The organism is Pseudomonas capsici (genome assembly GCF_017165765.1).
Lineage (GTDB): Bacteria > Pseudomonadota > Gammaproteobacteria > Pseudomonadales > Pseudomonadaceae > Aquipseudomonas > Aquipseudomonas capsici.
In genome coordinates this window covers 302,165-325,778 of sequence record NZ_JAFGZD010000006.1, presented here as the reverse complement: position 1 = coordinate 325,778, position 23,614 = coordinate 302,165, and the positions used below count along the sequence as shown (strand labels likewise).

16 protein-coding genes and 1 pseudogene are annotated in these 23,614 nt (G+C 57.8%); 10 read left to right on the top strand and 7 right to left on the bottom strand.

From position 1 onward, the window contains the following. The first annotated feature begins 133 nt into the window (after positions 1 to 133). The 7 genes from JSY17_RS11295 (at position 134) to JSY17_RS11265 (ending at position 5,692) form a co-directional block, all read left to right on the top strand. Complete coding sequence (locus JSY17_RS11295) at positions 134 to 1,123, top strand: alpha/beta fold hydrolase (RefSeq protein ID WP_201015634.1); 990 nt, start codon at positions 134 to 136, stop codon at positions 1,121 to 1,123. A gap of 96 nt (positions 1,124 to 1,219) precedes the next feature. Beyond that, entirely contained in the window at positions 1,220 to 1,708 is a 489-nt protein-coding gene (gene rraA / locus JSY17_RS11290; protein WP_206401764.1) for a ribonuclease E activity regulator RraA, read from the top strand. An 11-nt stretch (positions 1,709 to 1,719) separates the two neighbouring features. After that, positions 1,720 to 2,715: a zinc transporter ZntB gene (locus tag JSY17_RS11285; RefSeq protein ID WP_117181842.1), complete on the top strand. Its 996-nt coding sequence runs from the start codon at positions 1,720 to 1,722 to the stop codon at positions 2,713 to 2,715. A gap of 76 nt (positions 2,716 to 2,791) precedes the next feature. Next, on the top strand, positions 2,792 to 3,040 hold the full coding sequence (locus tag JSY17_RS11280; protein WP_025260551.1) for a hypothetical protein: 249 nt from the start codon (positions 2,792 to 2,794) through the stop codon (positions 3,038 to 3,040). Between the two features lie 2 nt (positions 3,041 to 3,042). Continuing rightward, the gene (locus JSY17_RS11275; RefSeq protein ID WP_117165677.1) at positions 3,043 to 3,867 is read left to right on the top strand and encodes a mechanosensitive ion channel family protein; all 825 of its coding nucleotides are present in this window, start codon (positions 3,043 to 3,045) and stop codon (positions 3,865 to 3,867) included. Between the two features lie 86 nt (positions 3,868 to 3,953). Further along, positions 3,954 to 4,544: an RNA polymerase sigma factor SigX gene (gene sigX / locus JSY17_RS11270; RefSeq protein WP_025260549.1), complete on the top strand. Its 591-nt coding sequence runs from the start codon at positions 3,954 to 3,956 to the stop codon at positions 4,542 to 4,544. Positions 4,545 to 4,651: 107 nt separating this feature from the next. Beyond that, a complete protein-coding gene (locus JSY17_RS11265) occupies positions 4,652 to 5,692 on the top strand; it encodes an OmpA family protein (RefSeq protein WP_117165676.1) in 1,041 nt (346 codons plus the stop codon). A gap of 72 nt (positions 5,693 to 5,764) precedes the next feature. Here the strand turns inward: JSY17_RS11265 and JSY17_RS11260 are convergent, their stop codons facing one another. After that, complete coding sequence (locus JSY17_RS11260; protein ID WP_206401763.1) at positions 5,765 to 8,485, bottom strand: nitrate reductase; 2,721 nt, start codon at positions 8,483 to 8,485, stop codon at positions 5,765 to 5,767. 26 nt (positions 8,486 to 8,511) lie between these two features. Next, positions 8,512 to 9,711: pseudogene (locus JSY17_RS11255) on the bottom strand (NAD(P)/FAD-dependent oxidoreductase); the annotation flags it as partial. A gap of 366 nt (positions 9,712 to 10,077) precedes the next feature. Between JSY17_RS11255 and JSY17_RS11250 the strand changes: the two are divergent. After that, positions 10,078 to 11,103, top strand: coding sequence for a quinone-dependent dihydroorotate dehydrogenase (locus JSY17_RS11250; protein ID WP_117181845.1), 1,026 nt, complete (start codon positions 10,078 to 10,080; stop codon positions 11,101 to 11,103). Positions 11,104 to 11,224: 121 nt separating this feature from the next. Here the strand turns inward: JSY17_RS11250 and rmf are convergent, their stop codons facing one another. Continuing rightward, positions 11,225 to 11,440, bottom strand: a complete 216-nt coding sequence (rmf, locus tag JSY17_RS11245; protein WP_074569014.1) for a ribosome modulation factor — start codon at positions 11,438 to 11,440, stop codon at positions 11,225 to 11,227. A 547-nt stretch (positions 11,441 to 11,987) separates the two neighbouring features. Here rmf and rlmKL point away from each other — a divergent pair. Then, the gene (gene rlmKL, locus JSY17_RS11240; RefSeq protein WP_206401761.1) at positions 11,988 to 14,240 is read left to right on the top strand and encodes a bifunctional 23S rRNA (guanine(2069)-N(7))-methyltransferase RlmK/23S rRNA (guanine(2445)-N(2))-methyltransferase RlmL; all 2,253 of its coding nucleotides are present in this window, start codon (positions 11,988 to 11,990) and stop codon (positions 14,238 to 14,240) included. A gap of 76 nt (positions 14,241 to 14,316) precedes the next feature. Beyond that, entirely contained in the window at positions 14,317 to 16,713 is a 2,397-nt protein-coding gene (locus JSY17_RS11235) for a sensor domain-containing diguanylate cyclase (RefSeq protein WP_206401759.1), read from the top strand. A 146-nt stretch (positions 16,714 to 16,859) separates the two neighbouring features. Here the strand turns inward: JSY17_RS11235 and dacB are convergent, their stop codons facing one another. The 4 genes from dacB to JSY17_RS11215 all read right to left on the bottom strand — a co-directional run bounded on the left by dacB (position 16,860) and on the right by JSY17_RS11215 (position 23,337). Then, on the bottom strand, positions 16,860 to 18,329 hold the full coding sequence (gene dacB / locus JSY17_RS11230; protein WP_117165670.1) for a D-alanyl-D-alanine carboxypeptidase/D-alanyl-D-alanine endopeptidase: 1,470 nt from the start codon (positions 18,327 to 18,329) through the stop codon (positions 16,860 to 16,862). Positions 18,330 to 18,634: 305 nt separating this feature from the next. Beyond that, on the bottom strand, positions 18,635 to 18,979 hold the full coding sequence (locus JSY17_RS11225) for a YggL family protein (RefSeq protein ID WP_117165669.1): 345 nt from the start codon (positions 18,977 to 18,979) through the stop codon (positions 18,635 to 18,637). 63 nt (positions 18,980 to 19,042) lie between these two features. Then, complete coding sequence (locus JSY17_RS11220; RefSeq protein ID WP_206401758.1) at positions 19,043 to 22,702, bottom strand: transporter substrate-binding domain-containing protein; 3,660 nt, start codon at positions 22,700 to 22,702, stop codon at positions 19,043 to 19,045. A gap of 8 nt (positions 22,703 to 22,710) precedes the next feature. Beyond that, positions 22,711 to 23,337 (bottom strand): response regulator transcription factor, encoded by a 627-nt coding sequence (locus tag JSY17_RS11215; protein WP_117165667.1) that lies wholly within the window; start codon positions 23,335 to 23,337, stop codon positions 22,711 to 22,713. Positions 23,338 to 23,614: the final 277 nt, after the last annotated feature.

Sequence of the window (23,614 nt, the reverse complement as noted above, 5' to 3'; positions counted from 1 at the left end):
CGTTTCCAGAAAGGGCGGTTTTTTCGGAAACCGCCCTTTTTTCATGCAGGGCCTCAAAAGGGCAGTCGAACCCGTAGTTTTACCCGTCTGTCAGAGGCGACCCGATGCCTTTGAACCTTAGATAAAGAGCAATATGCAAAGCAGCAGCAATCTTTTTCCCGTTGCCTTGATCAGTGCCGAGCGTCGTGGCGATCTGGTCGAGGACGTTTATCGCCTGAAGCCTGCCAACAGCCCGGACTCCAGCGTCGAGCTGGCTGTTACCCGTCTCGGTCTGGTGGACCCGCCCGATGTGCGCGGTGTTCCGGTCATTCTGTTGCATGGCAGTTTTTCCAATCGCCGTTTCTGGTATTCCCCCAAGGGTATCGGCCTCGGGCCATTCCTGGCGCGTGCCGGTTACGACGTGTGGATTGCCGAGATGCGCGGTCATGGGCTTTCGGCCCGCAATCAGGACTACCGCCGCAACCGTGTGGCGGACTATGCCCGTTACGATCTGCCGGCCATTGCCGCGTTCGTGCGCGAACAGAGTGGGCAGGTGCCGCACTGGCTTGGGCACTCCCTGGGCGGCACCACACTGGCGGCGGCGTTGGGCGGGCAATATCTCGGGCCTGAGAGTGCGGCATCGGTCGGGTTGTTTGGCAGCCAGATCAGCCGTAGCTACTGGCCATTGAAGATTCCGCCCGTGCAATGGACCGGGCGTCTGCTGCTCAAGCCTTTCGAGCATATTTCCGGGCCGCGCCTCAAGCGTGGGCCGGAAGACGAGCCGATTGGCGTTCTCCTGGAAAGCATGCGCTGGCACGGATTGTTCGGGCGTTTCGGTGATCGTGACAGCAATTGGTGGAGCGGGTTGGCCAGTGTCGAGGTGCCGGTGCTGGCAGTGGCCGCGGTGGGTGATCATCAGGATCCGGTCTGGGCCTGCAAGATGCTGTTCGACCAGTTCGGCTCGCAGCAACGACAGTTCCTTTGCCTGGGGCGCGAGCATGGTTTCAACGAGGATTTCGACCATGTGCGGATGCTGGTCAGCAAGGGGGCGCAGCAGCAGGTCTGGCCGCGTGTGCTCGGCTGGCTTCAGGAGCGTTCGGCTTCAGACGAGAGTCCGCCGTTGCAGGAAGCGGTAGGGCAATAGCCGGTTTTGTGTTTGTATGAGAGTCGGGGCGCAAGTTGAGGTCAAAGCCACTATGCTGCCCTGAGCATTCCCATCTCTCACCGACAGGAGTTAGCCATGCATTATTCGACCCCCGACCTGTGTGATGCCTATCCGGAGCTGGTGCAAGTCGTAGAGCCCATGTTCAGCAGCTTCGGCGGCCGTGACTCCTTTGGTGGCGAGATCGTGACCATCAAATGCTTCGAAGATAATTCACTGGTGAAAGATCAGGTCGCGCTCGACGGCAAGGGCAAGGTTCTGGTCGTCGATGGTGGTGGCTCCCTGCGTTGTGCGCTGCTGGGCGATATGCTGGCTGACAAGGCTGCGAAAAGCGGCTGGGAAGGCCTGCTGATCTATGGCTGTATCCGTGATGTCGATGTTGTCGCTCAAACCGATCTGGGTGTGCAGGCGCTGGCCAGTCACCCGAAGAAGACCGACAAGCGTGGTATCGGTGACTTGAATGTCCCCGTGACCTTTGCCGGCATCACCTTTCGGCCGGGTGATTACCTGTATGCCGATAATAATGGTGTGATCATTTCTCCGTCCCCTCTGAAAATGCCGGAATAAGCGAAGCAAGAATGTTCGATGAGACAAACGCGCAGTGGGGGCTGGTTCATGCCCTCGTATTGGACGGTCAGGGCGGAGCGCGTTTCATTGCTCGAACCGAACTCGATGATCTTCAGATGCAGCCTCATGAAAGTCTGTGGCTGCACTGGGATCGCAGCCATCCGCAGACTCATTCGTGGTTGCGTAACGCCAGTGGCTTGAGCGAGTTCGCCTGCACGCTGCTGCTGGAAGAAAATACCCGGCCGCGTCTGCTGCCCTTGCCGGATCAGGAGCTTTTGCTGTTCCTGCGTGGCGTGAATCTCAATCCTGGTGCCGAGCCGGAAGACATGGTGTCGGTGCGGATTTTCGCTGCTGCCCAGCGTGTGATCTCCTTGCGTCTGCGACCTCTGCGGGCGACCGAAGAGCTGATCGAGCAGTTGAGCGAGGGCCAGGGGCCGAAGACGGCCTCTGAACTGATGCTTTACCTGGCCCAGCACCTGACCGAGAAGGTTCAGGACCTGCTCGGCGATCTGACCGAGTCGGTGGATGACGAGGAAGAAAAGACCGATGCCGACGAACGCTACAGCCCCGAGCACGGCAAACTGCTTCAGATTCGGCGGCGTGCAGCCGGGCTGCGCCGCTTTCTGGCGCCTCAGCGGGATATCTTCGGTCAGTTGTCGCGTATCAAGCTGGGCTGGTTCGTCGATGACGATGCCGATTACTGGAACGAGCTGAACAACAGCCTGACCCGTTACCTGGAAGAGCTTGAGCTGACCCGCGAGCGGGTTGGGCTGTTGCTGGAGTCCGAAGACCGACGGCTGCGTGAGCGCATGGATCACACCATGTATCGTTTCGGGATCATCACCGGTATTTTTCTGCCCATGAGTTTTCTGACCGGGCTGCTGGGGATCAACGTTGGCGGTATTCCCGGTTCCGACAACCCTTATGGTTTTCTGCTGGCGTGCATCTTGATCGTTCTGGTGGCAGTAGGGCAGTGGTGGCTGTTCAGGCGTCTGCGTTGGGTGTGACCGATAAATTTTCAGTTTCATGTGTGACTCGCCTGAAACTGGTCACGTCTCTCACTGACATTGCGTGAGGTGCCTGATGCACGATCCCTTTGAAGAATCTCTGCGTGACATGCTCAAATCGTCGTCCTCCAGCCGGGATGACGACGCTTGCCTGGGGCGTGTCCTGAAAACCGCCAACCGCCAGGTAGGTGCCGGTGTGCTGTTCGGGCTGCTTGGGCGCTGGTCCCAGGCCATGATGATTGCCCTGAACAACGGTTCCGCACACGTCTCTCCTGTTTCCCGTCGCACCCAACCTACTGCCCGTCCTGTCGATAAGGCTGATTGAACATGGAATTGGATCTCTGGACCCAGAGTCTGGTTGCTGCAATGACTGCATTGTGGACCAAAGTCGCAAACTTCATCCCTAACCTGTTCGGCGCCCTTGTGGTGGTGCTGCTGGGTTTCGTGGTGGCAAAACTGCTCGATGCCCTGTTATCGAAACTGCTGGCCAAACTGGGTCTCGATCGCCTCATGGGCGGTACCGGGCTGACCAAACTGATCAGTCGTGCCGGCGTGAAAGTGCCTATTTCCACCCTGATCGGCAAGATCGTCTACTGGTTCGTCCTGTTGATCTTCCTGGTTTCCGCAGCCGAGTCTCTTGGCCTGCAGCGCGTATCGGCAACGCTGGACATGCTGGCGCTGTACCTGCCCAAGGTGTTCGGTGCGGCGCTGGTCCTGCTTGTGGGTGTGCTGCTGGCGCAACTGGTCAACGGGCTGGTGCGTGGCGCTGCCGAGGGCGTCGGGGTAGATTATGCTCCGGGTCTCGGGCGAATCGCCCAGGGACTTGTCATCATCATCAGCATTTCAGTGGCAATCAGCCAGCTCGAAGTGAAGACAGATCTGCTCAATCACGTTATCGTGATCGGCCTGCTGACCGTCGGCCTGGCTGTTGCCCTTGCGCTGGGCCTGGGAAGCCGGGAAATCGCCGGGCAGATTCTGGCGGGAATCTATGTCAGAGAGCTTTATCAGGTCGGCCAGCATTTGCAGGTCGGCGAAGTAGAGGGTCAGATCGAAGAAATCGGTACGGTCAAGACTACACTGCTGACAGACGAGGGGGAGTTGGTTTCTTTTTCCAACAAAATTCTCCTCGAGCAGAGAGTAAGCAGCCGTTAAGCGGCGAATCTGCTAATCTATGCCGCCACAATTTGCCGGAAACCGGGGATTGGCGGACATTGAACTGACTGTCGGCACGACTCGTTTTGAATAAACCCTTACCGCTTTCGACGCGCTACGACCCACGCGAGCTCTCAGATGAGGAGCTGGTCGCGCGCGCTCACGTCGAGCTTTTCAACGTGACGCGGGCTTACGAAGAATTGATGCGTCGTTACCAGAGAACACTTTTTAACGTCTGTGCACGTTATTTAGGGAACGATCGCGATGCTGATGATGTCTGTCAGGAAGTGATGCTTAAGGTCTTGTATGGATTGAAGAATTTCGAAGGAAAATCGAAATTCAAAACCTGGCTTTACAGCATCACCTACAACGAGTGCATCACTCAGTACAGAAAGGAACGGCGAAAGCGTCGCTTGATGGATGCTTTGAGTCTGGACCCGCTTGAGGAAGCGTCTGAAGAAAAGACGCCCAAACCTGAAGAAAGGGGCGGACTCGATCGCTGGCTTGTGCATGTGAACCCGATCGATCGGGAGATTCTGGTGCTGCGATTTGTCGCAGAACTGGAATTCCAGGAGATCGCAGACATCATGCACATGGGCTTAAGCGCAACGAAAATGCGCTATAAGCGGGCATTGGATAAATTACGTGAGAAATTTGCGGGCATCACCGAAACTTAACTCGGAGCAAATATCTCTAAAGAACTGGCAAGGTCTGCTAGACTTGCCGACGAATTGCCTCAGTTGTAATGGGGCTGCTTTACAATCACCAGATGGGGATTTAACGGATGAAACTGAAAAACACCTTGGGCTTGGCCATTGGTACTATCGTTGCCGCGACTTCGTTCGGCGTGCTGGCGCAAGGCCAAGGCGCAGTCGAGATCGAGGGCTTCGCCAAGAAGCAGTACTTCGACAGCTCTCGTGACTTCAAAAACGACGGCAACCTGTTCGGCGGTTCGATCGGTTACTTCCTGACTGACGATGTGGAACTGCGTCTGGGCTACGACGAAGTTCACAACGCTCGTGGCGATGATGGCAAGAACATCAAGGGCTCCAACACTGCCCTGGACGCTCTGTACCACTTCAACAACCCAGGCGACATGCTGCGTCCTTACGTGTCTGCAGGTTTCTCCGATCAGAGCATCGGTCAGACTGGCCGTGGTGGTCGTAACGGTTCCACCTTCGCCAACGTTGGCGGCGGTGCCAAGCTGTACTTCACCGACAACTTCTACGCTCGTGCTGGCGTTGAAGCTCAGTACAACATCGACCAGGGCGAGACCGAGTGGGCTCCTAGCGTTGGTATCGGTGTGAACTTCGGTGGCGGCAGCAAGAAAACCGAAGCAGCTCCAGCTCCGGCTCCAGTTGCTGAAGTCTGCTCCGACAGCGACAACGATGGCGTGTGCGACAACGTCGACAAGTGCCCTAACACCCCAGCCAACGTAACTGTTGACGCTGATGGCTGCCCGGCAGTTGCTGAAGTGGTTCGTGTCGAGCTGGACGTGAAGTTCGACTTCGACAAGGCTGTGGTCAAGCCTAACAGCTACGGCGACATCAAAAACCTCGCTGACTTCATGCAACAGTACCCACAAACCACCACCACTGTTGAAGGTCACACTGACTCCGTCGGTCCTGACGCTTACAACCAGAAACTGTCCGAGCGTCGCGCAAGCGCCGTTAAACAAGTTCTGGTCAACCAGTACGGTGTTGGCGCTAACCGCGTAAACTCGGTTGGTTACGGCGAAACCCGTCCAGTTGCTGACAACGCAACTGAAGCTGGCCGCGCAGTAAACCGTCGCGTAGAAGCTGAAGTTGAAGCACAAGCTAAGTAATTAGCCTGCTTTGAATGAAAAGCCCGGCTTTATGCCGGGCTTTTCTTTGTCTGCGATTTGATGAATAAATATTTAATCGGCCAGTACAACAGCACTGATCAATCTTTTTATTTCCGGGACACACGAACCGCACTGGGTTCCGCAACCCAACTGGGTTTTCAGTTGATTCAAATCCAGACCGTTATCGATTCCCTTCATGATTGTGTTCTGACTGACGTTCTTGCAGTTGCAGAGGATTCTGTCGCGGGCTTGAGAGGCGTTCTTGCCCGGCTCCGTACTGATTGGAGCCAGCATCCAGCGGCGCAGTTGTTCGTCCACCCGACCGTTCAGCCATAGATTCTGCAGCCAGTGCTGAGCCAGGGTTTCTCCGGCCAGACGCAAGGCTGTGATATGCCCGTCATCCAGGCGGATCCGCTTGCCGATGGCGCGTTTCGGGTCGTCATAGGCCATTACCGGTCCTTCATCGAGGCCCAGCAGGCGATCGATGTCTTCCAGCAGCGAGTGTTCCGGTGCCTGGGCATTGGCTGCGCGTATCACCAGGGCAGGGCGTTCGCGGCCGATCAGTCCCAGGCTGGCATAGGCAAATGTATCAAACAGCGGACGTAACGCCGTCAGGTGGTTTTGCACGTCACCTTCGATCAGGGCGAAGAATTGCCAGGGCAAGTGGGCTTTCTCGATACGTACTCCGGAATGCTTGAGTTCCGGTTGTCTGGACAGCGGGTCAAAGGCCGGTTGAGTCAACACATTGATGCCGCCCTTGAGAAACCGGTCGCCCCAGTGCATGGGCAGGAATGCCTGACCCGGAAAAACTCCGTCATCGCTGCCTACGGACACCACCAGTTCGCCACGACGACTGTGCAAATGGACCAGATCGCCTGATTTCAAACCATAGCGTTCCATTTCCTGCGGATGCAGGCCCAGAATGGCTTCGCTGACATGACCAAACAGGCGCGCTGCAGTGCCTGTACGGCTCATGCCGTGCCACTGATCGCGCAGTCGCCCGGTATTGAGCGTCAGCGGATACTGCGCATCACGCAGCTCTTTGGCAGCGGCATAAGCATCGCAGACAAACTGTGCCCGACCCGATGGGGTCGGGAATATGCCATTGCTGTACAGGCGAGCCGTACCTGTGCGGGCCCCTTGAGGGAAAGGCCATTGCTGCGGGCCGCAACGGTCGATGAGGTCACGGTCGATGCCGGACATGTCCAGATCGCGGCCCTTGGTCAGAACCTTGTATTCATCGAACAGCTGGTCAGGGCTGGTGAAGTCGAAGAGCCCCGGCGAGCCAGGTCGCAGCCTGCGTTCCAGACGTTGCGCGAAATCCACGGTGATTGCCCAGTCGGGACGTGCCAGGCCTGGAGCAGCAATGGCTTTGCGCACATTGGAGATACGCCGTTCCGAATTGGTGACGGTGCCTTCCTTTTCGCCCCAGCTGGCAGCGGGCAGCAGCAGATCGGCAAAGCGTGCTGTTTCAGTGGTCTGGAAGGCTTCCTGCAATACCACGAACGGGCATGTGCTCAGAGCCTCCCTGATCCTTTGCTGATCGGGCAGGGATTGAGCCGGATTGGTGCAGGCGATCCAGAGCGCTTTGATCTTGCCTGTGCGCAACTGCTCGAACAGATCGATGGCTGGCAGGCCGGGAGTGGCGGGGAGCGTGTCGACCCCCCAGTATTCGGCGACTTCGGCGCGATGCCCGGCATTGCCGGCTTCACGATGGCCTGGTAGCAGGTTGGACAGGCTGCCGGTTTCGCGGCCACCCATGGCATTGGGCTGGCCGGTGAGCGAGAAGGGGCCTGAGCCGGGTCGGCCGATCTGGCCGGTGGCCAGATGCAGGTTGATCAGTGCGCTGTTCTTGGCGCTGCCGGCTGTTGACTGGTTCAAGCCCATGCACCAGAGCGACAGGAAGCCGGGAGCCTGGCCAATCCAGCGGGCGCAGGCGTGCAGGTCTTCGAGGGAGATGCCACAGGTTTCGGCGACAGTCTCTGGCGGGTAATCCCGAGCCAGGATTTCCAGTTCTGCATAGCCCTGGGTGTGGGCTTCGATGAAGCCGTGATCGGTAAAGCCTTCGCTAATCAGCAGATGCAGGATGCCGTGAAACAGCGCAACGTCAGTACCTGGCTGAATGGCCAGGTGCAGGTCCGCCAGTTCGCAGGTGTCCGTACGCCGGGGATCGATCACAATGATTTTCATCTCGGGACGACGGTTCCTGGCTTCTTCCAGTCGCCGGAACAGAATCGGGTGGGCGTAGGCCATGTTGCTGCCGACGATCATCACGCAATCGCTCAGCTCGATGTCTTCGTAACTGCACGGCGGTGCATCGGCGCCCAGGCTGCGTTTGTAGCCCACTACTGCCGAAGACATGCACAACCGGGAATTGCTGTCGATGTTATTGGTGCCCACCAGTGCCCGGGCCAGTTTGTTGAACGCGTAGTAATCCTCGGTCAGCAATTGTCCCGAGATATAGAACGCCACGCTGTCGGGGCCGTGTTCCCTGATGGTATCGGCGAAGACATTGGCGGCGTGTTCCAGAGCCGTGTCCCAATCGGTGTTGCTGCGGGCCAGGTTTTTGCTCAGGCGCAACTGCGGCTGCAGCGCGCGAGCCGACAGGTCGCCGGTCAGGTGCAGAGTGGAGCCCTTGCTGCACAGCTTGCCGAAGTTGGCCGGATGCTGTGGGTCGCCACTGACTCCGAGAATGTTCTGCCCGTCATGTTCGATCAGCACGCCGCAGCCAACGCCGCAGTAGCAACATGTGGAGGCTGTGATTTGTGTGGCCTGGGTCGAGACTTCCATCATGCGCACGCCGCCTCGTCGGTTGTCTGTTCGCCGAACATCAGGTGATTGCGGATGGTATCGATCCCGCGGTTTTCCCGTATCTGTTGCAGATACCAGTTGCCGTCGGCGGTGTCGCCATACAGGCAGGCACCGACCAGCACGTCATTCTTGATGACCAGTTTCTTGTATATGCCGCCCAAAGGGTCCGAGAGGATGATGCTTTCGGTGCCTTCGCCACCCAGAAAGTCGCCGGCAGAGAACAGATCGATGCCGGTAACCTTCAGCTTGGTCGAGATGACCGAGCCCTGATAACGGGCGAAACCCAACTGTGCAAGGTGATTGGCGCAGACTCGGGCCTGCTCGAACAGCGGCGCAACCAGTCCATAGGCGATGCCGCGATGGCTGGCGCATTCGCCGATGGCGTAGACCCGTGGATCGTAGGTCTGCAGAGTGTCATTGACCAGGATGCCACGGTCGCAAGGCAGGCCTGACTGTGCGGCCAGTTCCATGTTGGGACGAATGCCTGCGGCCATGACCACCAGATCGGCATCGATCACGGCTCCGCCCTTGAATTGCACGCCCTGGACCTGGCCCAGCTCATCGCCGAGAAAGGCCTCGGTCTGCTCGTTGAGACGAAACGCCAGGCCGCGACGCTCCAGTGCTGCCTGCAACATCTGGCCGCTGGTCTTGTCCAGTTGTCGCTCCAGCAGCCATTGACCGTTGTGGATCACGGTTACATCCATGCCACGCAGCTTGAGACCGTTTGCCGCTTCCAGCCCCAGGAGGCCGCCACCGATGACCACCGCGCGCCGGTGAGTGGTTGCTGTATCGATCATCAGCCGGGTATCGGCGATGTCGCGATAGCCGATCACGCCTTTGAGGGTATTGCCGGGAACCGGCAGTACAAAGGGACGTGAGCCGGTGGCAATCAGCAGGCGGTCATAGTAGGCCTGGGTACCATCTTCGGCAGTGACGATGCGCCGGGAGCGGTCGATTTTCACTACGCGACGGTTAAGCAGCAGCTGGATATTGTGTTTCCTGTACCAATCCAGGTCGTTGAGCACGATGTCGTCGAAGGTCTGCTCGCCAGCCAGTACCGGCGAGAGCAGGATTCGATTGTAGTTGGGGTGCGGTTCGGCGCCGAAGACGGTGATTTCGTAAAGGTCTTCGTTCAGCTTCAACAGTTCTTCAAGGGTGCGAACCCCGGCCATTCCATTGCCGATCATTACCAGTCTGAGTTTCGCCATCTTGCCTCCGAGGTCACGACAGGGGCGTGCTCGATAAATCCTGCGCAAACAAAAAAGGCGTCTCGTCAGTTGCCTGACGAGGACGCCTTTGTCCGGTCCCGTACTTTCGGGAAGTGCAGCTCTCATCGTTGAGGGCTGCAGTCTTGTGAATTACATGAAGGCGTCCATGCAGCGGTTGTGCCAATTCACAAGTAAAGCTTTTTACAGGGTTTCGCAGGTTGTGCCGAACAGATTCATGCACTGCCTTGAAGCGTAGCGCACAGATGGAGGGCGCAAGAGCACGATATGCAAGCTTGCCTCGCGCCCGGGCCGGCACATGTCTATAATCGCGCCCTGAATTCAGCTTCCCACGAGCCTTGCCTGCCCATGTATAACCTGGCCCGCCAGTTACTCTTCAAACTCTCCCCGGAAACCTCCCACGACCTGTCGCTGGATTTGATCGGTGCCGGTGGCCGACTGGGCCTCAATGGTCTGTTGAGCAAGGCCCCCACGAAGTTGCCAGTCACGGTCATGGGGCTGGAATTTCCGAACCCGGTAGGGCTGGCAGCCGGGCTGGACAAGAACGGCGCAGCCATTGACGGTTTTGCGCAACTGGGGTTTGGCTTTGTCGAGATCGGCACCGTCACGCCGCGTCCGCAGCCGGGCAATCCCAAGCCGCGTATTTTCCGCCTGCCCGATGCCGAAGCCATCATCAACCGCATGGGCTTCAACAACCTGGGCGTCGATAACCTTGTTTCCCGGGTTCAGGCCGCGAAATACAAGGGTATTCTGGGTATCAATATCGGCAAGAACTTCGATACGCCTGTGGAGCGTGCTGTCGATGACTACCTGATCTGCCTGGATAAGGTCTATGCCCATGCCAGTTATGTCACCGTCAACGTCAGCTCGCCCAACACCCCCGGCCTGCGCAGCCTGCAGTTTGGCGACTCCCTCAAGCAATTGCTCGAGGCGCTGAGCCTGCGTCAGCAGGAACTGACGCAATTGCATGGCAAACGTGTGCCTCTGGCGATCAAGATCGCCCCTGACATGACCGATGAAGAAACCGTGCTGGTCGCCAGCGCCCTGATCGAGTCGGGAATGGATGCGGTCATCGCCACCAACACCACGCTCAGCCGTGAGGGTGTCGAAGGTCTGGCCCATGCCGACGAGGCGGGCGGGCTTTCCGGTGCACCGGTTCGGGAAAAGAGCACCCATACGGTCAAGGTACTGGCTGCCGAACTGGCAGGACGCATGCCGATCATTGCTGCCGGTGGTATCACCGAAGGCCGCCACGCTGCCGAGAAGATCGCTGCCGGAGCGAGTCTGGTGCAGGTGTATTCCGGGTTCATCTACAAGGGGCCGGCGCTTATCCGTGAGTCGGTGGATGCGATTGCGGCCATGCCTCGCGGTTGATTGCAGGCGAAAAAAAGGGGCTCCCTGAGGAGCCCCTGGGCCGCAGCCCGCCGCCCGGATGGGGCGTGCATGGTGTTGGTGTAAAAGTCAGTAGAGTTTGATGGACTGGCCGGAGACTACCTTATCCGACCGCGTGAAGTTCGTTGAGTCTGTGGATTCCCGCAGTGCCGGTCATACCGTCCCAGTTGTCGCCACGTCCTTCTCGCCAACCATTGATCCATGCCTGGCGTACTGACGGTAGAGTAAAAGGGCAAAGCTCACGGGATTTACCAGTAACGCCGTATTGATATCCGCGCAAAAATGCTCTTTCCAACGGATCACGCTTAAGTCTTCTCATAGGGTATTGCCCTCGTCTGTTGACTGTTATATCCCTGAAGACCTCTGTCGAGGTCTGGCAGAATTTTCTGCCGTTGGTGCCCGCTGCCGGCGTCGCGGGCCTGAGTGTCATTACCGTTGCAGTGATGACCTGTGGTGAGTTCTAACCAAAGCGCGAGACGCTGGGAATGATCGTTTTGTCATAAGCACGTCACATTTAGGTCTGTAGAGCGATAAGCAGGAAGGTGTTTCAAATTTGATTCTTGTCCCAACCCTGCTGAGTCGCGGGTTTCAGCCAGGAGTGAGACGGGCTCGCAAATGCGAGTAATGGCTTAATGCATTCAGTGGATATTCGACGAAGGGTCGCGATGTGACTTTTTATTACCTACGTCGTAGGGTCCAATATTCACTTTTTCATCATTGAAAACTGCCGTAATGACATGACAGGTTCATGCGGTGGACCGGCACAAATTGTGTGCCACGCAGACGTTCTCCATGAAAGACGTCTGTTTTAAATCTGGTCGGGCAATGCGTTGCCCGCCGCTGACGGCTCAGGCCCTGGAATATTCATGTCGGATCGCTACGAACTTTTCCTCACTTGCCCCAAAGGCCTCGAAGGCCTGCTTGCCGAGGAAGCCACTGCCCTTGGTCTTCAGGAAACACGCGAACACACCTCAGCCATCCGCGGTACCGCCGATATGGAAACCGCCTATCGGCTGTGCCTGTGGTCACGTCTGGCGAACCGGGTGCTGCTGGTACTCAAGCGTTTTCCGATGAAAAACGCCGATGACCTGTACGAAGGCGTGCTGCATGTCGACTGGCAGGATCATCTGGAAGCCGATGGCACCGTGGCTGTGGAATTCAGTGGTCATGGTTCGGGCATCGACAACACTCATTTCGGGGCGTTGAAGGTCAAGGACGCGATCGTCGACAAACTGCGCACTTCCGATGGCCTGCGTCCTTCCGTGGACAAGATCAATCCTGACCTGCGGGTGCACCTGCGTCTGGACCGTGGCGAGGCGATTCTGTCCCTGGATCTGTCCGGCCACAGCCTGCACCAGCGTGGTTATCGACTGCAGCAGGGCGCTGCTCCGCTCAAGGAAAACCTGGCGGCGGCGATCCTGATCCGCTCCGGCTGGCCGCGTATCGCTGCCGAAGGTGGCGCACTGGCTGACCCGATGTGTGGTGTCGGTACTTTCCTGGTGGAAGCCGGCATGATTGCCGCCGATATCGCGCCCAACCTCAAGCGCGAACGTTGGGGGTTCTCGGCCTGGCTCGGTCACGTCCCGGCATTGTGGCGCAAGTTGCATGATGAAGCCCTGGCGCGTGCGCAGGCAGGTCTGGCCAAGCCTCCATTGTGGATTCGTGGCTACGAAGCCGATCCGCGTCTTATCCAGCCGGGTCGCAACAATATCGAGCGTGCGGGCCTGAGCGAGTGGATCAAGGTCTATCAGGGCGAAGTGGCGACTTTCGAGCCGCGTCCGGACCAGAACCAGAAAGGTCTGGTGATCTGTAACCCTCCCTACGGTGAGCGCCTGGGCGACGAGGCGAGCCTTCTGTATCTCTATCAGAACCTGGGCGAGCGTCTGCGTCAGGCTTGCCTCAACTGGGAAGCTGCGGTGTTCACCGGTACGCCTGATCTGGGCAAGCGCATGGGGATTCGCAGCCACAAGCAGTATTCCTTCTGGAACGGTGCCTTGCCTTGCAAGCTGTTGCTTATCAAGGTCCTGCCGGATCAGTTCGTTACCGGTGAGCGCCGTACGTCCGAGCAGCGCCAGATCGAGCGCGAGACGTCTGTTGAAGAGCCGGTCGAGAGGAAGCTCAACAAGAACGGCAATCCGATCAAGCCGGCTCCGGTTGTGGTCGAACAGGCACGCTTGAGCGAAGGCGGGCAGATGTTCGCCAATCGTCTGCAAAAGAACCTCAAGCAAATGAGCAAATGGGTACGACGCGAGGGCATTGACTGCTATCGCGTGTACGACGCGGATATGCCCGAGTATTCCCTGGCTATCGATCTGTACCACGACTGGGTTCACGTTCAGGAATATGCCGCACCCAAATCCGTCGACCCGGAAAAGGCCTCGGCACGCCTGTTCGATGCGCTGGCAGCCATTCCCCAGGCCTTGAACATCGACAAGAGCCGTGTGGTGATCAAGCGTCGCGAACGTCAGAGCGGCACCAGACAATATGAGCGTCAGAGTGCACAGGGCCAGTTCCAGGAAGTCAGCGAAGGCGGTATCAAGCTGCTGGTGAACCTGACCGATTATCTGGATACCGGTCTGTTTCTCGACCACCGACCGATGCGCATGCGTATTCAGCGCGAGGCGGCGGGCAAGCGCTTCCTCAATCTGTTCTGCTATACGGCCACCGCCAGTGTCCACGCTGCCAAGGGCGGCGCGCGCAGCACCACCAGCGTCGACCTTTCCAGGACTTACCTGGACTGGGCACGGCGCAACCTGTCGCTCAACGGTTTCTCCGACAAAAACCGTCTGGAGCAGGGCGATGTCATGGCCTGGCTGCAGACATGTCGTGAGGAGTACGACCTGATCTTCATCGATCCGCCGACGTTCTCGAACTCCAAGCGCATGGAAGGGATCTTCGATGTACAGCGCGATCAGGTCGAGTTGATCGATCTGGCCATGGCGCGTCTGGCTCCGGGCGGCGTTCTGTATTTCTCGAACAACTTCCGCAAGTTCGTGCTGGACGAGAATCTTGGCCAACGCTATGCCGTCGAGGAAATCACCTCCCAGACCATCGATCAGGATTTTGCGCGCAACAGCAAGATCCATCGTGCCTGGAAGATCACCACGCGCGTGAACTGATTCTCCTTATTCGGACTAGGCAAATTACTGGCGAATAGCTATAAGAGAACCACGGCCAGCGTCGTGGGTTCTCTGTATGGCGTCGAAACAGTTCCGACCCAGAATTCTGGGATTCATCAGTGAACAGGCCTCTGCATGGCTGGTTGCGGCGCTGGCTTTTGCTGCTGGCGCAGCACTGACCGTGATGCTGGTGTTTGCCAATCTGGACTTGTATCAACGCCAGTTGCGCCAGCGTTTCGACCTTCTGGCAGGCGAGCGTTTCAGCCGCATTCAGGAGCGACTGGATGGCCAGGTCAAAAGACTTGATACCCTGCGCCGGTTCTTTCTCTACTCCGAAGAGATCACTCGTACCGAATACGATGGTTTTGTCGGCCCGATGCTGGTGGGCACCCAGGCTTACACATGGACGCCCCATGTCACCAACGCCCAGCGTGCCACCTTTGAAGAGAGCGTCCGTCAGGCCGGAGTAAAGGATTTTTCCATACGTGAACTCGACGGGAATGGCGTACTGAAAACAGCCGAAGTGCGTGACGAGTACTTCCCGGTAGTCTTTATTCAGACCCTCAGCAAAAAACCTCCGCCTGTGGGCTTCGATGTGTATTCCGAACGGATTCGACATCAGGCCATCGAGCGTTCCCGTCTGCGCGGCACTATCGTCGCAACGCCCCGTGTGGATCTGGTCAGCCTGAGCAAAACCGATACCCGAGGTGTTTTGCTGATGGCGCCGGTCTATTCGCCTGTTGCCACAATCGATGCCCCCACACCGGTCTTGCGCGGTTTTGTCATGGCAATCATCAGCCTCGATCAAATGATGAACGAGGGGTTGCCCAGCCAGGACAATCTGGCCATGAGTATGCTCGACTTGAGTTCGGACGGTGAGCCCGATCTGTTGTACCGTTCCTCTGGCGTGGCGGCCGAGAGTGAGTTGCACCTCAGTACTCTGCTGAGCATGGGGGATCGCGACTATCTGCTTGAGGTCCGTCCTACTGAAGCCTTTCTGCTGAGCAACCCGCCGATGGCTGGCAGTCTGGCGTTGCTCGGCGGACTTCTGAGCCTGATGCTCAGCGCCTTGCTCTACAGCCTTGTCAGCCAGCGTCAGCGCGCCTTGCACATGGTCGAACAGCGAACCCACGAATTGCGTCAGCGTGAGCAGCAATTGCGCGTGACCCACGGACAACTGCGCAATGTGCTCGACTCGGCGACTGAGGTGGCGATCATTGCCACTGATCTCAACGGTGTTATCACGACCTTCAATGTCGGTGCGCAGAAAATGCTCGGTTACTCGGACGAAGAGGTACTTGGCAAATTCCGGCTCAAGGATCTGCATCGATTGTCGGAGCTTGAAGCCCATGCCAAAGAGCTGAGCAGGCTGCAGGGGAGGCCGATCACTGCGGCCCAGGCCATGTTTGCCGATGCCACGCAGGAGGGCAGTCATCCCTCCCGAGAGTGGACCTTCCTGCGGCGCGATGGCAGTACGCTGGTGGTCAACATGCTGATTACTGCGGTACGAGACGATCAGGAGCAATGGATCGGCTATCTGGCCGTCTGCCTCGATATCACCGAGCACAAGCGTGTCTACGAGGCGCTTGAGGCGCGTGACCAGTTGCTGAAAAAACTCAGCTCCCAAGTGCCGGGCGGTATTTATCAGTACCGGCAGGATGCCGATGGGCGTTCACGTTTCACCTACGCCAGTGTCGGCATGTGCGAGCTCTTTGAGCTGACTGCGGAAGAATTGCTCAAGGATGCCGAAGTTCTGCTCAGACGTACGCATCCCGCCGATATCGTGCGCCTGCGGGATTCGATCCGTATCAGTGCCGAGCAGTCCTTGCCCTGGAGCGAAGAGTATCGTATCGAGCTGCCACGCAAGGGGCTGCGCTGGGTGCGGGGCGCTGCCACTCTGGAGCGCCTGCCCGATGGCGGCGTGCTCTGGCATGGATTCATTTCGGATATTTCCGATCTCAAGCGGGTCGAGCAGGAACTGCGAGCACTGTCGGTGACCGATGTGCTGACCGGTGCCTACAACCGTCGTTACTTCCAGGACAGGCTGCAATCCGAACTGGCGCGCATCAATCGGCACGGTGGTTATCTGTCGGTCATCATGCTGGATATCGATCACTTCAAGCGCATCAACGACAAGTACGGGCACGCTGTCGGTGACTCTGTGCTGCAGGCCATTTCCCGAAGAATCAGCCAGCGGCTGCGCTGTGATGATGTGTTCTGTCGTATCGGAGGAGAGGAGTTCGTCGTGCTGAGCCCCGGAGCCCAGGGGCCGCAAGCCTATCAACTGGCGCTCGGTTTACGCGAGGCCGTGCGCAATCAGCCGCTGGAAAAGGTCGGGCAGATCACTGCCAGTTTCGGTATCGCCAGCTGGCGACCGGGAGAGAGTGTGGATGCGCTGCTGTTGAGGGCCGACTCGGGCGTTTATGCCGCCAAGCAGGCGGGCAGGGACAGGGTCGAGCCGGAGCTCGACTGATGTGTTGTGGTGCCTCTGGTGCAGCGCAGTTGTCGTGGGAGGCAGCTTGCTGGCGACAGTGTGAAGTCGCCAGCAAGCTGCCTCCTACAGTCCTCTGTTGATGCACACAGAGCCAATACATTCGCTCCTGCCGGTAACGTGGCAGCTCAGGGCTGCAGGATGGAAACCGTGCTGTTGTTCAGTTTCGGTTGGCGATACAGATCGACCAGGACTTCGTCCAGAATGGATGAGGCACCAAACGGACGTGGGTCGTTGAGAATCGCCACCACAGCCCATGTATTGCCATTGCTGTCACGGCTGAAACCGGCAATGGCCCGTACGGTATTCAGGGTGCCGGTCTTGATATGAGCCTCGCCCAGCAGTGGCGTGCGTTTCAGGCGCTTGCGCATGGTTCCGTCCATGCCCACCAGAGGCATCGAACTCATGAACTCGGCGGCATACGGGCTGCGCCATGCGGCCTGCAGGATAATTGCCATTTCACGTGCGCTGACGCGTTCGGCGCGGGAGAGGCCCGAGCCGTTCTCCATGACCAGATGCGGTGCGGTAATCCCTTTTTTCGCCAGCCACTGACGGATCACCCGTTGTGCGGCTCTTGCGTCATCGCCGTCTGCATCGTTGCGGAACTCCTGTCCCAGGCTGAGGAACAGCTGTTGCGCCATGGTGTTGTTGCTGTATTTGTTGATGTCGCGGATCACTTCAACCAGGTCCGGCGAGAAAGCCTTGGCCAGCAGCTTGGCGTTGCCCGGTACGACATCGACACGGTCCCTGCCCTGGATGCTGCCGCCCAGTTCCTGCCAGATGGCCCGCACTGCGCCTGCAGCGTAGGTCGGGTGGTCGAGCAGCGAGAGGTAGGTCTGGGAGTTGCAGCCGTTGCCCAGTTGACCACTGACCGTCACATTGACGCTGCCATCAGGCTGCGGGACCGGGTTATAGCGCACATCGCCCGTGCATTGTTTTGACGGCAGGGCCTTGACCTGATTGTCGACTCGGATACTTGCAATGGGCGGCTCGACAGAAACGCGGATCTTGCCGTCGTCGTTACGGGTGACGAAGCGCAAGGCCTTGAGATTGACCATCAGCGAGTCGGGCTTGACCAGGAACGGCTTGTTGTCGTCATTGCCGTCATCATTGAATTCGGGCAGTTGGGGCTGCACGAAATGACTGCGATCCAGCACCAGATCGCCAGTGACCTGCTGTACGCCATTGGCGCGCAGATCACGCATCAGCAACCAGAGCTTTTCCATGTTGAGCTTGGGATCGCCGCCGCCCTTGAGGTACAGGTTGCCTTGCAGAACGCCATTGCTCAGGGTGCCATCGGTGAAGAATTCGGTTTTCCACTGGTGAGTAGGGCCGAGGATTTCCAGGGCGGCATACGTGGTGATCAGCTTCATGGTCGATGCCGGGTTCACGGAAACATCGGCATTGAAGACTGTCGGGGTACCTGGGCCGGTCAGCGGCAGCATCACCACCGACAATGCGTTGTCGTTCAGTTTGCTGGCCTTTAGGGCTTGCTGGACCTTGGGGGGGAGAGTGGTGTTGATGACGGCTGCATGTACAGGAAGTGCCAGCGGCAGGAGAAAAGAGGCGAGAAGCAGTGGACGCAAAGACTTGATCATCAAAAAACCCTACAGCAAAGAAGGGGAACAGAAAGAGGGCATGGATGAATTCCCTCGGTAACAATGATAGACGCCTGAGGCCGAACGGTAATAACACAGGGCCAGCGCTGTAACAGAACGGCATTATGCCCGAAGCCGGGCCTGCGTGGGTTGTGGCATGGAGTTGTAACAGGATTTTTTTGTTGCAGGTAAAAGTCAGTGCACGGGCATGAAACGTTCTCTTTACCCCGTAAAAACAAATGCCCCGACAAGTCGGGGCATTTGTTGAGCGTCGCAGACCGGTATTCGCACCGTCTGCTGATGGATCAGGCAGCCGGATTGATCGGCTTTTCCGGATACCAGGCGTCCAGCAGCGGGCTGACTTCAACCTTGACCACTTCGCTGCGGCCTTTGAGCCAGGCTTCTACAGCAGCGCGCTGCTCTTCACTGACCGAACCACGTTCAGCCAGGCAAACCAGACCGTAGTCATCGCCGCCAACATAGTCCAGACCGTTCGCGTCCATGGCTTCTGCCAGGAAAGCGTCCAGGAAGGCATCGACTGCCTCGTCGTCCAGATCCTCTTTGAATTCCAGATTGAGCTCGAAACCCAGTTCCTGGAACTCGTCCACACAGAGCTTTTTGCGCAGACGACGGGAGCGGTTAGTGGCCATGAAGCGATCCTCTTAGGTAATTTCGGCGCGCAGTCTACCAGTTAAGCGGGGACGGTGCCTGTTTCACTGTTGCTTCCCTTTATCTTCCGGTTCGCCGCTTTGTGCCAGATGTCTGACCAACGCTTCTTCCAGATCAAGCATGGCCGCGTTCACCTCCCTGTGACAGGCTTCCAGGAGGCTGGAGTCAGTACCCGGCCTGCAGGCATGCTCAAGGGCTTCACAACCTTCTATCACCCGTGATGCACCAATGATCCGCGCTGCGCCCTTGATACGGTGAGCCATTTCTCCCATCTGAGCGCGGTTACCCTGTGCCATCAGTTCGTTGAGGGCCATGCGATCCTCCTGGCTGCTTTGCAGCAGTTGCGTGAACAGGCGCTGGCTCATTTCCGTCCGGCCTGCGGTCAGGCTGCTGACACTGTTCAGGTTGAAGGGCAGCGGTGCAGGGATTGCAGGCGGGGCAGAACGGACGGGGACTTTAGCCAGTCGTTCGCTGAGGGTCGTCAGGCTGATGGGTTTGAACAGGCAGTCATCCATGCCTGACTCAAGGCAACGCTGGATTTCCTCGGGCAAGGCATTGGCGGTGAAACCCCAGATCATGCACGGTGCAAGGTTTTCGTTCTGTTCATGGGCTCTGATGGCCCGTGTGAGGTCATAGCCATTCATGACCGGCATGTTGCAGTCGGCCACTACCAGATCGAAAGGTTCGGCCAGCCAGCGCTCGAGCCCCTGGGCTCCCTGTTCGGCCATTTCGCAGCGATGCCCCAGAAAACCCAGTTGCTGACACAGCAGTAACCTGTTGGCGGGATGGTCGTCGACGATCAGGATGTTCAAGGGCTTGTCGGGTTGCGGTGAAACTTCTTGCACTGGCGTTGGTGCGTCCAGCGGCTCCAGGGTGGTCAGTTCGAGGCTCATGTGGACTTGTGTGCCCCGGCCCGGCTCGCTGTTCAGAGTCAGGGTGCCGCCCATCATCTGGCAGAGGTTGCGACAGATCACCAACCCCAGTCCGGCCCCGGTACGCGCCATTCGTGCCTGATTGTCGGCCTGGGCGAAAGGTTCGAACAGACGCTTCTGATCTTCAGTGCTGATGCCGATACCGCTGTCCTGCACGGTGAGGTTCAAGCGCAGTTGCTGATTGCTGGAGCCGTTTTCTGCCTGCAGCGTAACGCTGACCTGGCCCTGTTGGGTGAACTTGATCGCGTTGCTGATCAGGTTGGACAGGATCTGTTTGAAACGCAGCGGGTCGATCAGGACATCGGTGTTGATCCGGCTGTCGAGTTCAAGCACCAGACTCAGTTTCTTCTGTCTGGCCAGACTTTCGAACACCCGGGTGACCGACTCCACCAGTTGCCGCAGGTTGGCGCGTTCGGGGCTCAGGGTAAGGCGCCCGGACTCGATGCGGGCGATATCGAGAATGTCGCCGATGAGGTCCAGCATGTCCTTGGCCGAGCTGTAGGCGACTTCGATGGCGGAACGCTCCAGCACGCCCTGGTCTGCACGTTTGAGGGCCAGTTCCAGCATGCCGATGACAGCGTTCATGGGGGTGCGGATTTCGTGGCTCATGGTCGCGAGAAAGGTACTTTTTGCCCGGTTGGCGTTGTCGGCCTGCTCCTTGGCGGACTGAAGCTCTTCCATCAATCGGCGGCGTTCGCTGATATCGATCCATCCGCCGATGATGCCCTGCACCTGGGCGAGAGAGTCGCGAAACGGCAGGATCCAGTGGTAGATGGTCAGGCGGCGTTCGCCGATATGCAATGTCCGGTCGAGAATCAGGGGCGTACCGCTGGCCATGACCCGCTGGTAGTCGGCAGCGTATTCCCGGGCTTCGAATGCGTTGCTCAGTACGCCTTCGGTGGCGCTTTTGCCGAGAATGTCTTCACGGCGGGCCTCGAAGACATTCAGATAGCTGTCGTTGCACATGCGCAGCAGACCTTCACGATCACGGACATAGATCGGGTGCGGCGTACCGTTAACCAGCGCGCTCATGAACTCAAGCTGATCGCCCAGGGCCCGTTCTGCCGTCTCGCGCTGTTTTATCTGGCGGCGCATGTAGGCATTCCAGACCAGCAGGCCCAGCAGTAGCAGACCTGCACCGATCAGGATCTGATAGACAAGGCGCTGGTAGCTGTGCCAGTTGCCACCGACGGGTGTGTATGAGCGCCAGCGATTGTTGATGATTGCCAGATCCTGCGGCGCAATGCTGGACAGCGCCTTGTCGAGAATCGAGCTCAGTTCCCGGGCATTGCGTGCAGTGGCCATGGAGATCAGTGCAGGGTCCTCGCCAACGGTGGCAGTGATCTGCAGTTGCCCCTCGAAGACGCCGGAGGACAGAAAGTAGTTGGCGCTGAGCAGGGACGTGATTGCACCTTCCACTTTGCCGGTGGCCAGCATGTCCAGCGCCTGGAACGGATTGTCGATTTCCTCGGTGACGATATCGGGGTGTTCGCGTCGCAACCATTGCAGTATCGGGCTGCCCTGGATGACGGCAATACGCCGGTTGCCCATCTGCTCCAGATAGGACGGGGCTTTTTCACCCTTTCGGGTTACCAGGACAAAGGAGTTGTCGATATAGGGGCGACTGAAGCTGAACCGGTCTCCACGCTCGTCGCTCGATACCATGGCACCGATCATGTCGGCCTGCCCCTGAGCGACCTGATTCATCATGTCGCTCGAGCTGGATGCACGTGCGATCTCGAATCGCAGGCCGGTACGCAGACGTATCAGTTCAAGCAGGTCGGCAGTGATGCCACGGAAGTTGCCGTTGGCATCGTAGAAGGTCAGCGGGGCATAGGCTTCGTTGACCACGACACGCACTGTCGGATGCCGGGCAATCCAGCGTTCCTCGCGTTGTGTCAGTTGCAGTTTCTGGTCGGTCAGCAACATGTCGCTGCCGACTCCCCAGCGTTTGGAAATGTCGATGCGCTCATCCATGGGGATGGCCGTGAGGGTCTGGTTGACGATGTCCAGCAGCCGGGTGTTTTCGTGGCTTGTGGCAAAGCTGAAACCGTTGGCTTCGTGCTTGCCGAAACTGGCCATTTTCACATTGTTCAGATAGCCCTTGTTGATGATGTATTGCGTGGAAATGGTGTCGCCGAGAAAGACATCGGCCTGATTGAATGCCACGGCATTGATGGCGTTCTGGAAAGAGGGGTAGGTCTGCAGGATGGCTTCGGGGTAGAGCGCCTGGACATCGGCCAGTGGCAGATAGTGATAGACCATGCTCAGACGCATGCCCTTGAGGCCGTCGGTCAGTGAGCGGGTATCGCCGGTGCGTACCAGCAGGACGGGTTGGTCCACGGCGTAGGGTACTGAAAGCCTGATGTAGCGTTCGATGGCTTCAAAGCCATTGGCACTGCCCAGCAGATCTATCTGGCCGGTGATGAGGGCGTTCATCGCGGCTTCGCGGTTTTCGAAACGCCGGACCCTGATGGGCAGGTCCAGTGCCTGGGAAATGATACTGGCGTAATCGGCCGTGATGCCTTCGTAGTCATTGCCGGAGAGAGTGATGTCGAATGGCGGGTAATCGGGTGCCGAGGTGCCCAGAATCAGTTCACGCTTGCTGCGTACCCATTGCCACTGGGCTGCATCTAACTTCACATCCATGTGAGCCGGGCTTGAGCGGCCGAGCAGCGTGTAGTGGTCTGCTGCCTCGAGGTTGGTATATGTCCCCCAGCCCAGACATAGGCTCGTTGCCAGTATCAGAAAGTTTTTCAAGCGCTTGGGCATTCGAATTCTCACACTAGCGCGTTGCGTTTTGCCATCTCGATAAGTTCTACCAAGGTCCTGGTTTTCAGCTTTTGCATGAGTCGCGTCTTGTAAGTGCTGACGGTCTTGTTGCTGAGAAACATGCCCTTGGCAATTTCCTTGTTGGAACGGCCCTGGGCAAATAACTGCAATACCATCAATTCGCGATCATTCACCAGCTTGAATAGTTCTATTTCGCTTGGCTGGCCATCTTCGCGAACGGCCGGAGTCAGTGCCTGACTGGGAAAGTAATTGTAGCCGGATAATACCGCCTTCACAGAACTCAGCAGTTCGCTCAGGTCTTCCTGTTTGCATACATAACCGGCAGCCCCGGACTGCATGCAGCGGATGGCGAATATGCTGGGGGTCTGCGAGGTCAGCACCAGAATCTTCGATGACAGGCCCATGCTGTTGAAGCGGGCCAGTACTTCCAGGCCGTCGAGCTTGGGAATGCTGATGTCGAGGATGATCAGGTCGGGCATGCATTCGCGGACCATCTGCATGGCATCCACACCGTTATCGGTCTCACCGACCACTTCATAGTTTTCGTTTTCCAGCAGCATCCTGACGGCCAGGCGAATAACGGGGTGATCGTCGATGATAAAAACTGAGTTCATAATTCAATCCATACAAGCAGCGAAGAAAGCGCGCACCTTAGCTCAGATGTTCGGGCAGGCACATGAATGGACCTGCCCGGCAGGTGTATATAGGAAAGTTCCTACAGTAATTAGAGTATTGGAGTACGTAAAAGCCCACGCAGGGATTTAAGTTTTTAAAAATTCAATCGGTTCTAGTGTGCGTATTAGTTATCAGGTTTTATCTTGTTTATAGCGTTTCGGAATTGTCCTTCAATACACTCGTCGACTGCCTACAGTGTAAAAGTGTATTTGCTGG

What these genes read in the sequence shown, in the direction of transcription:
- JSY17_RS11295 (WP_201015634.1), top strand. Translation starts at nt 134, where the DNA reads ATGCAAAGCAGCAGCAATCTTTTTCCCGTTGCCTTGATCAGTGCCGAG.
- rraA (WP_206401764.1), top strand. Translation starts at nt 1,220, where the DNA reads ATGCATTATTCGACCCCCGACCTGTGTGATGCCTATCCGGAGCTGGTG.
- JSY17_RS11285 (WP_117181842.1), top strand. Translation starts at nt 1,720, where the DNA reads ATGTTCGATGAGACAAACGCGCAGTGGGGGCTGGTTCATGCCCTCGTA.
- JSY17_RS11280 (WP_025260551.1), top strand. Translation starts at nt 2,792, where the DNA reads ATGCACGATCCCTTTGAAGAATCTCTGCGTGACATGCTCAAATCGTCG.
- JSY17_RS11275 (WP_117165677.1), top strand. Translation starts at nt 3,043, where the DNA reads ATGGAATTGGATCTCTGGACCCAGAGTCTGGTTGCTGCAATGACTGCA.
- JSY17_RS11265 (WP_117165676.1), top strand. Translation starts at nt 4,652, where the DNA reads ATGAAACTGAAAAACACCTTGGGCTTGGCCATTGGTACTATCGTTGCC.
- JSY17_RS11260 (WP_206401763.1), bottom strand. Translation starts at nt 8,485, where the DNA reads ATGATGGAAGTCTCGACCCAGGCCACACAAATCACAGCCTCCACATGT.
- JSY17_RS11250 (WP_117181845.1), top strand. Translation starts at nt 10,078, where the DNA reads ATGTATAACCTGGCCCGCCAGTTACTCTTCAAACTCTCCCCGGAAACC.
- rmf (WP_074569014.1), bottom strand. Translation starts at nt 11,440, where the DNA reads ATGAGAAGACTTAAGCGTGATCCGTTGGAAAGAGCATTTTTGCGCGGA.
- rlmKL (WP_206401761.1), top strand. Translation starts at nt 11,988, where the DNA reads ATGTCGGATCGCTACGAACTTTTCCTCACTTGCCCCAAAGGCCTCGAA.
- JSY17_RS11235 (WP_206401759.1), top strand. Translation starts at nt 14,317, where the DNA reads ATGGCGTCGAAACAGTTCCGACCCAGAATTCTGGGATTCATCAGTGAA.
- dacB (WP_117165670.1), bottom strand. Translation starts at nt 18,329, where the DNA reads ATGATCAAGTCTTTGCGTCCACTGCTTCTCGCCTCTTTTCTCCTGCCG.
- JSY17_RS11225 (WP_117165669.1), bottom strand. Translation starts at nt 18,979, where the DNA reads ATGGCCACTAACCGCTCCCGTCGTCTGCGCAAAAAGCTCTGTGTGGAC.
- JSY17_RS11220 (WP_206401758.1), bottom strand. Translation starts at nt 22,702, where the DNA reads ATGCCCAAGCGCTTGAAAAACTTTCTGATACTGGCAACGAGCCTATGT.
- JSY17_RS11215 (WP_117165667.1), bottom strand. Translation starts at nt 23,337, where the DNA reads ATGAACTCAGTTTTTATCATCGACGATCACCCCGTTATTCGCCTGGCC.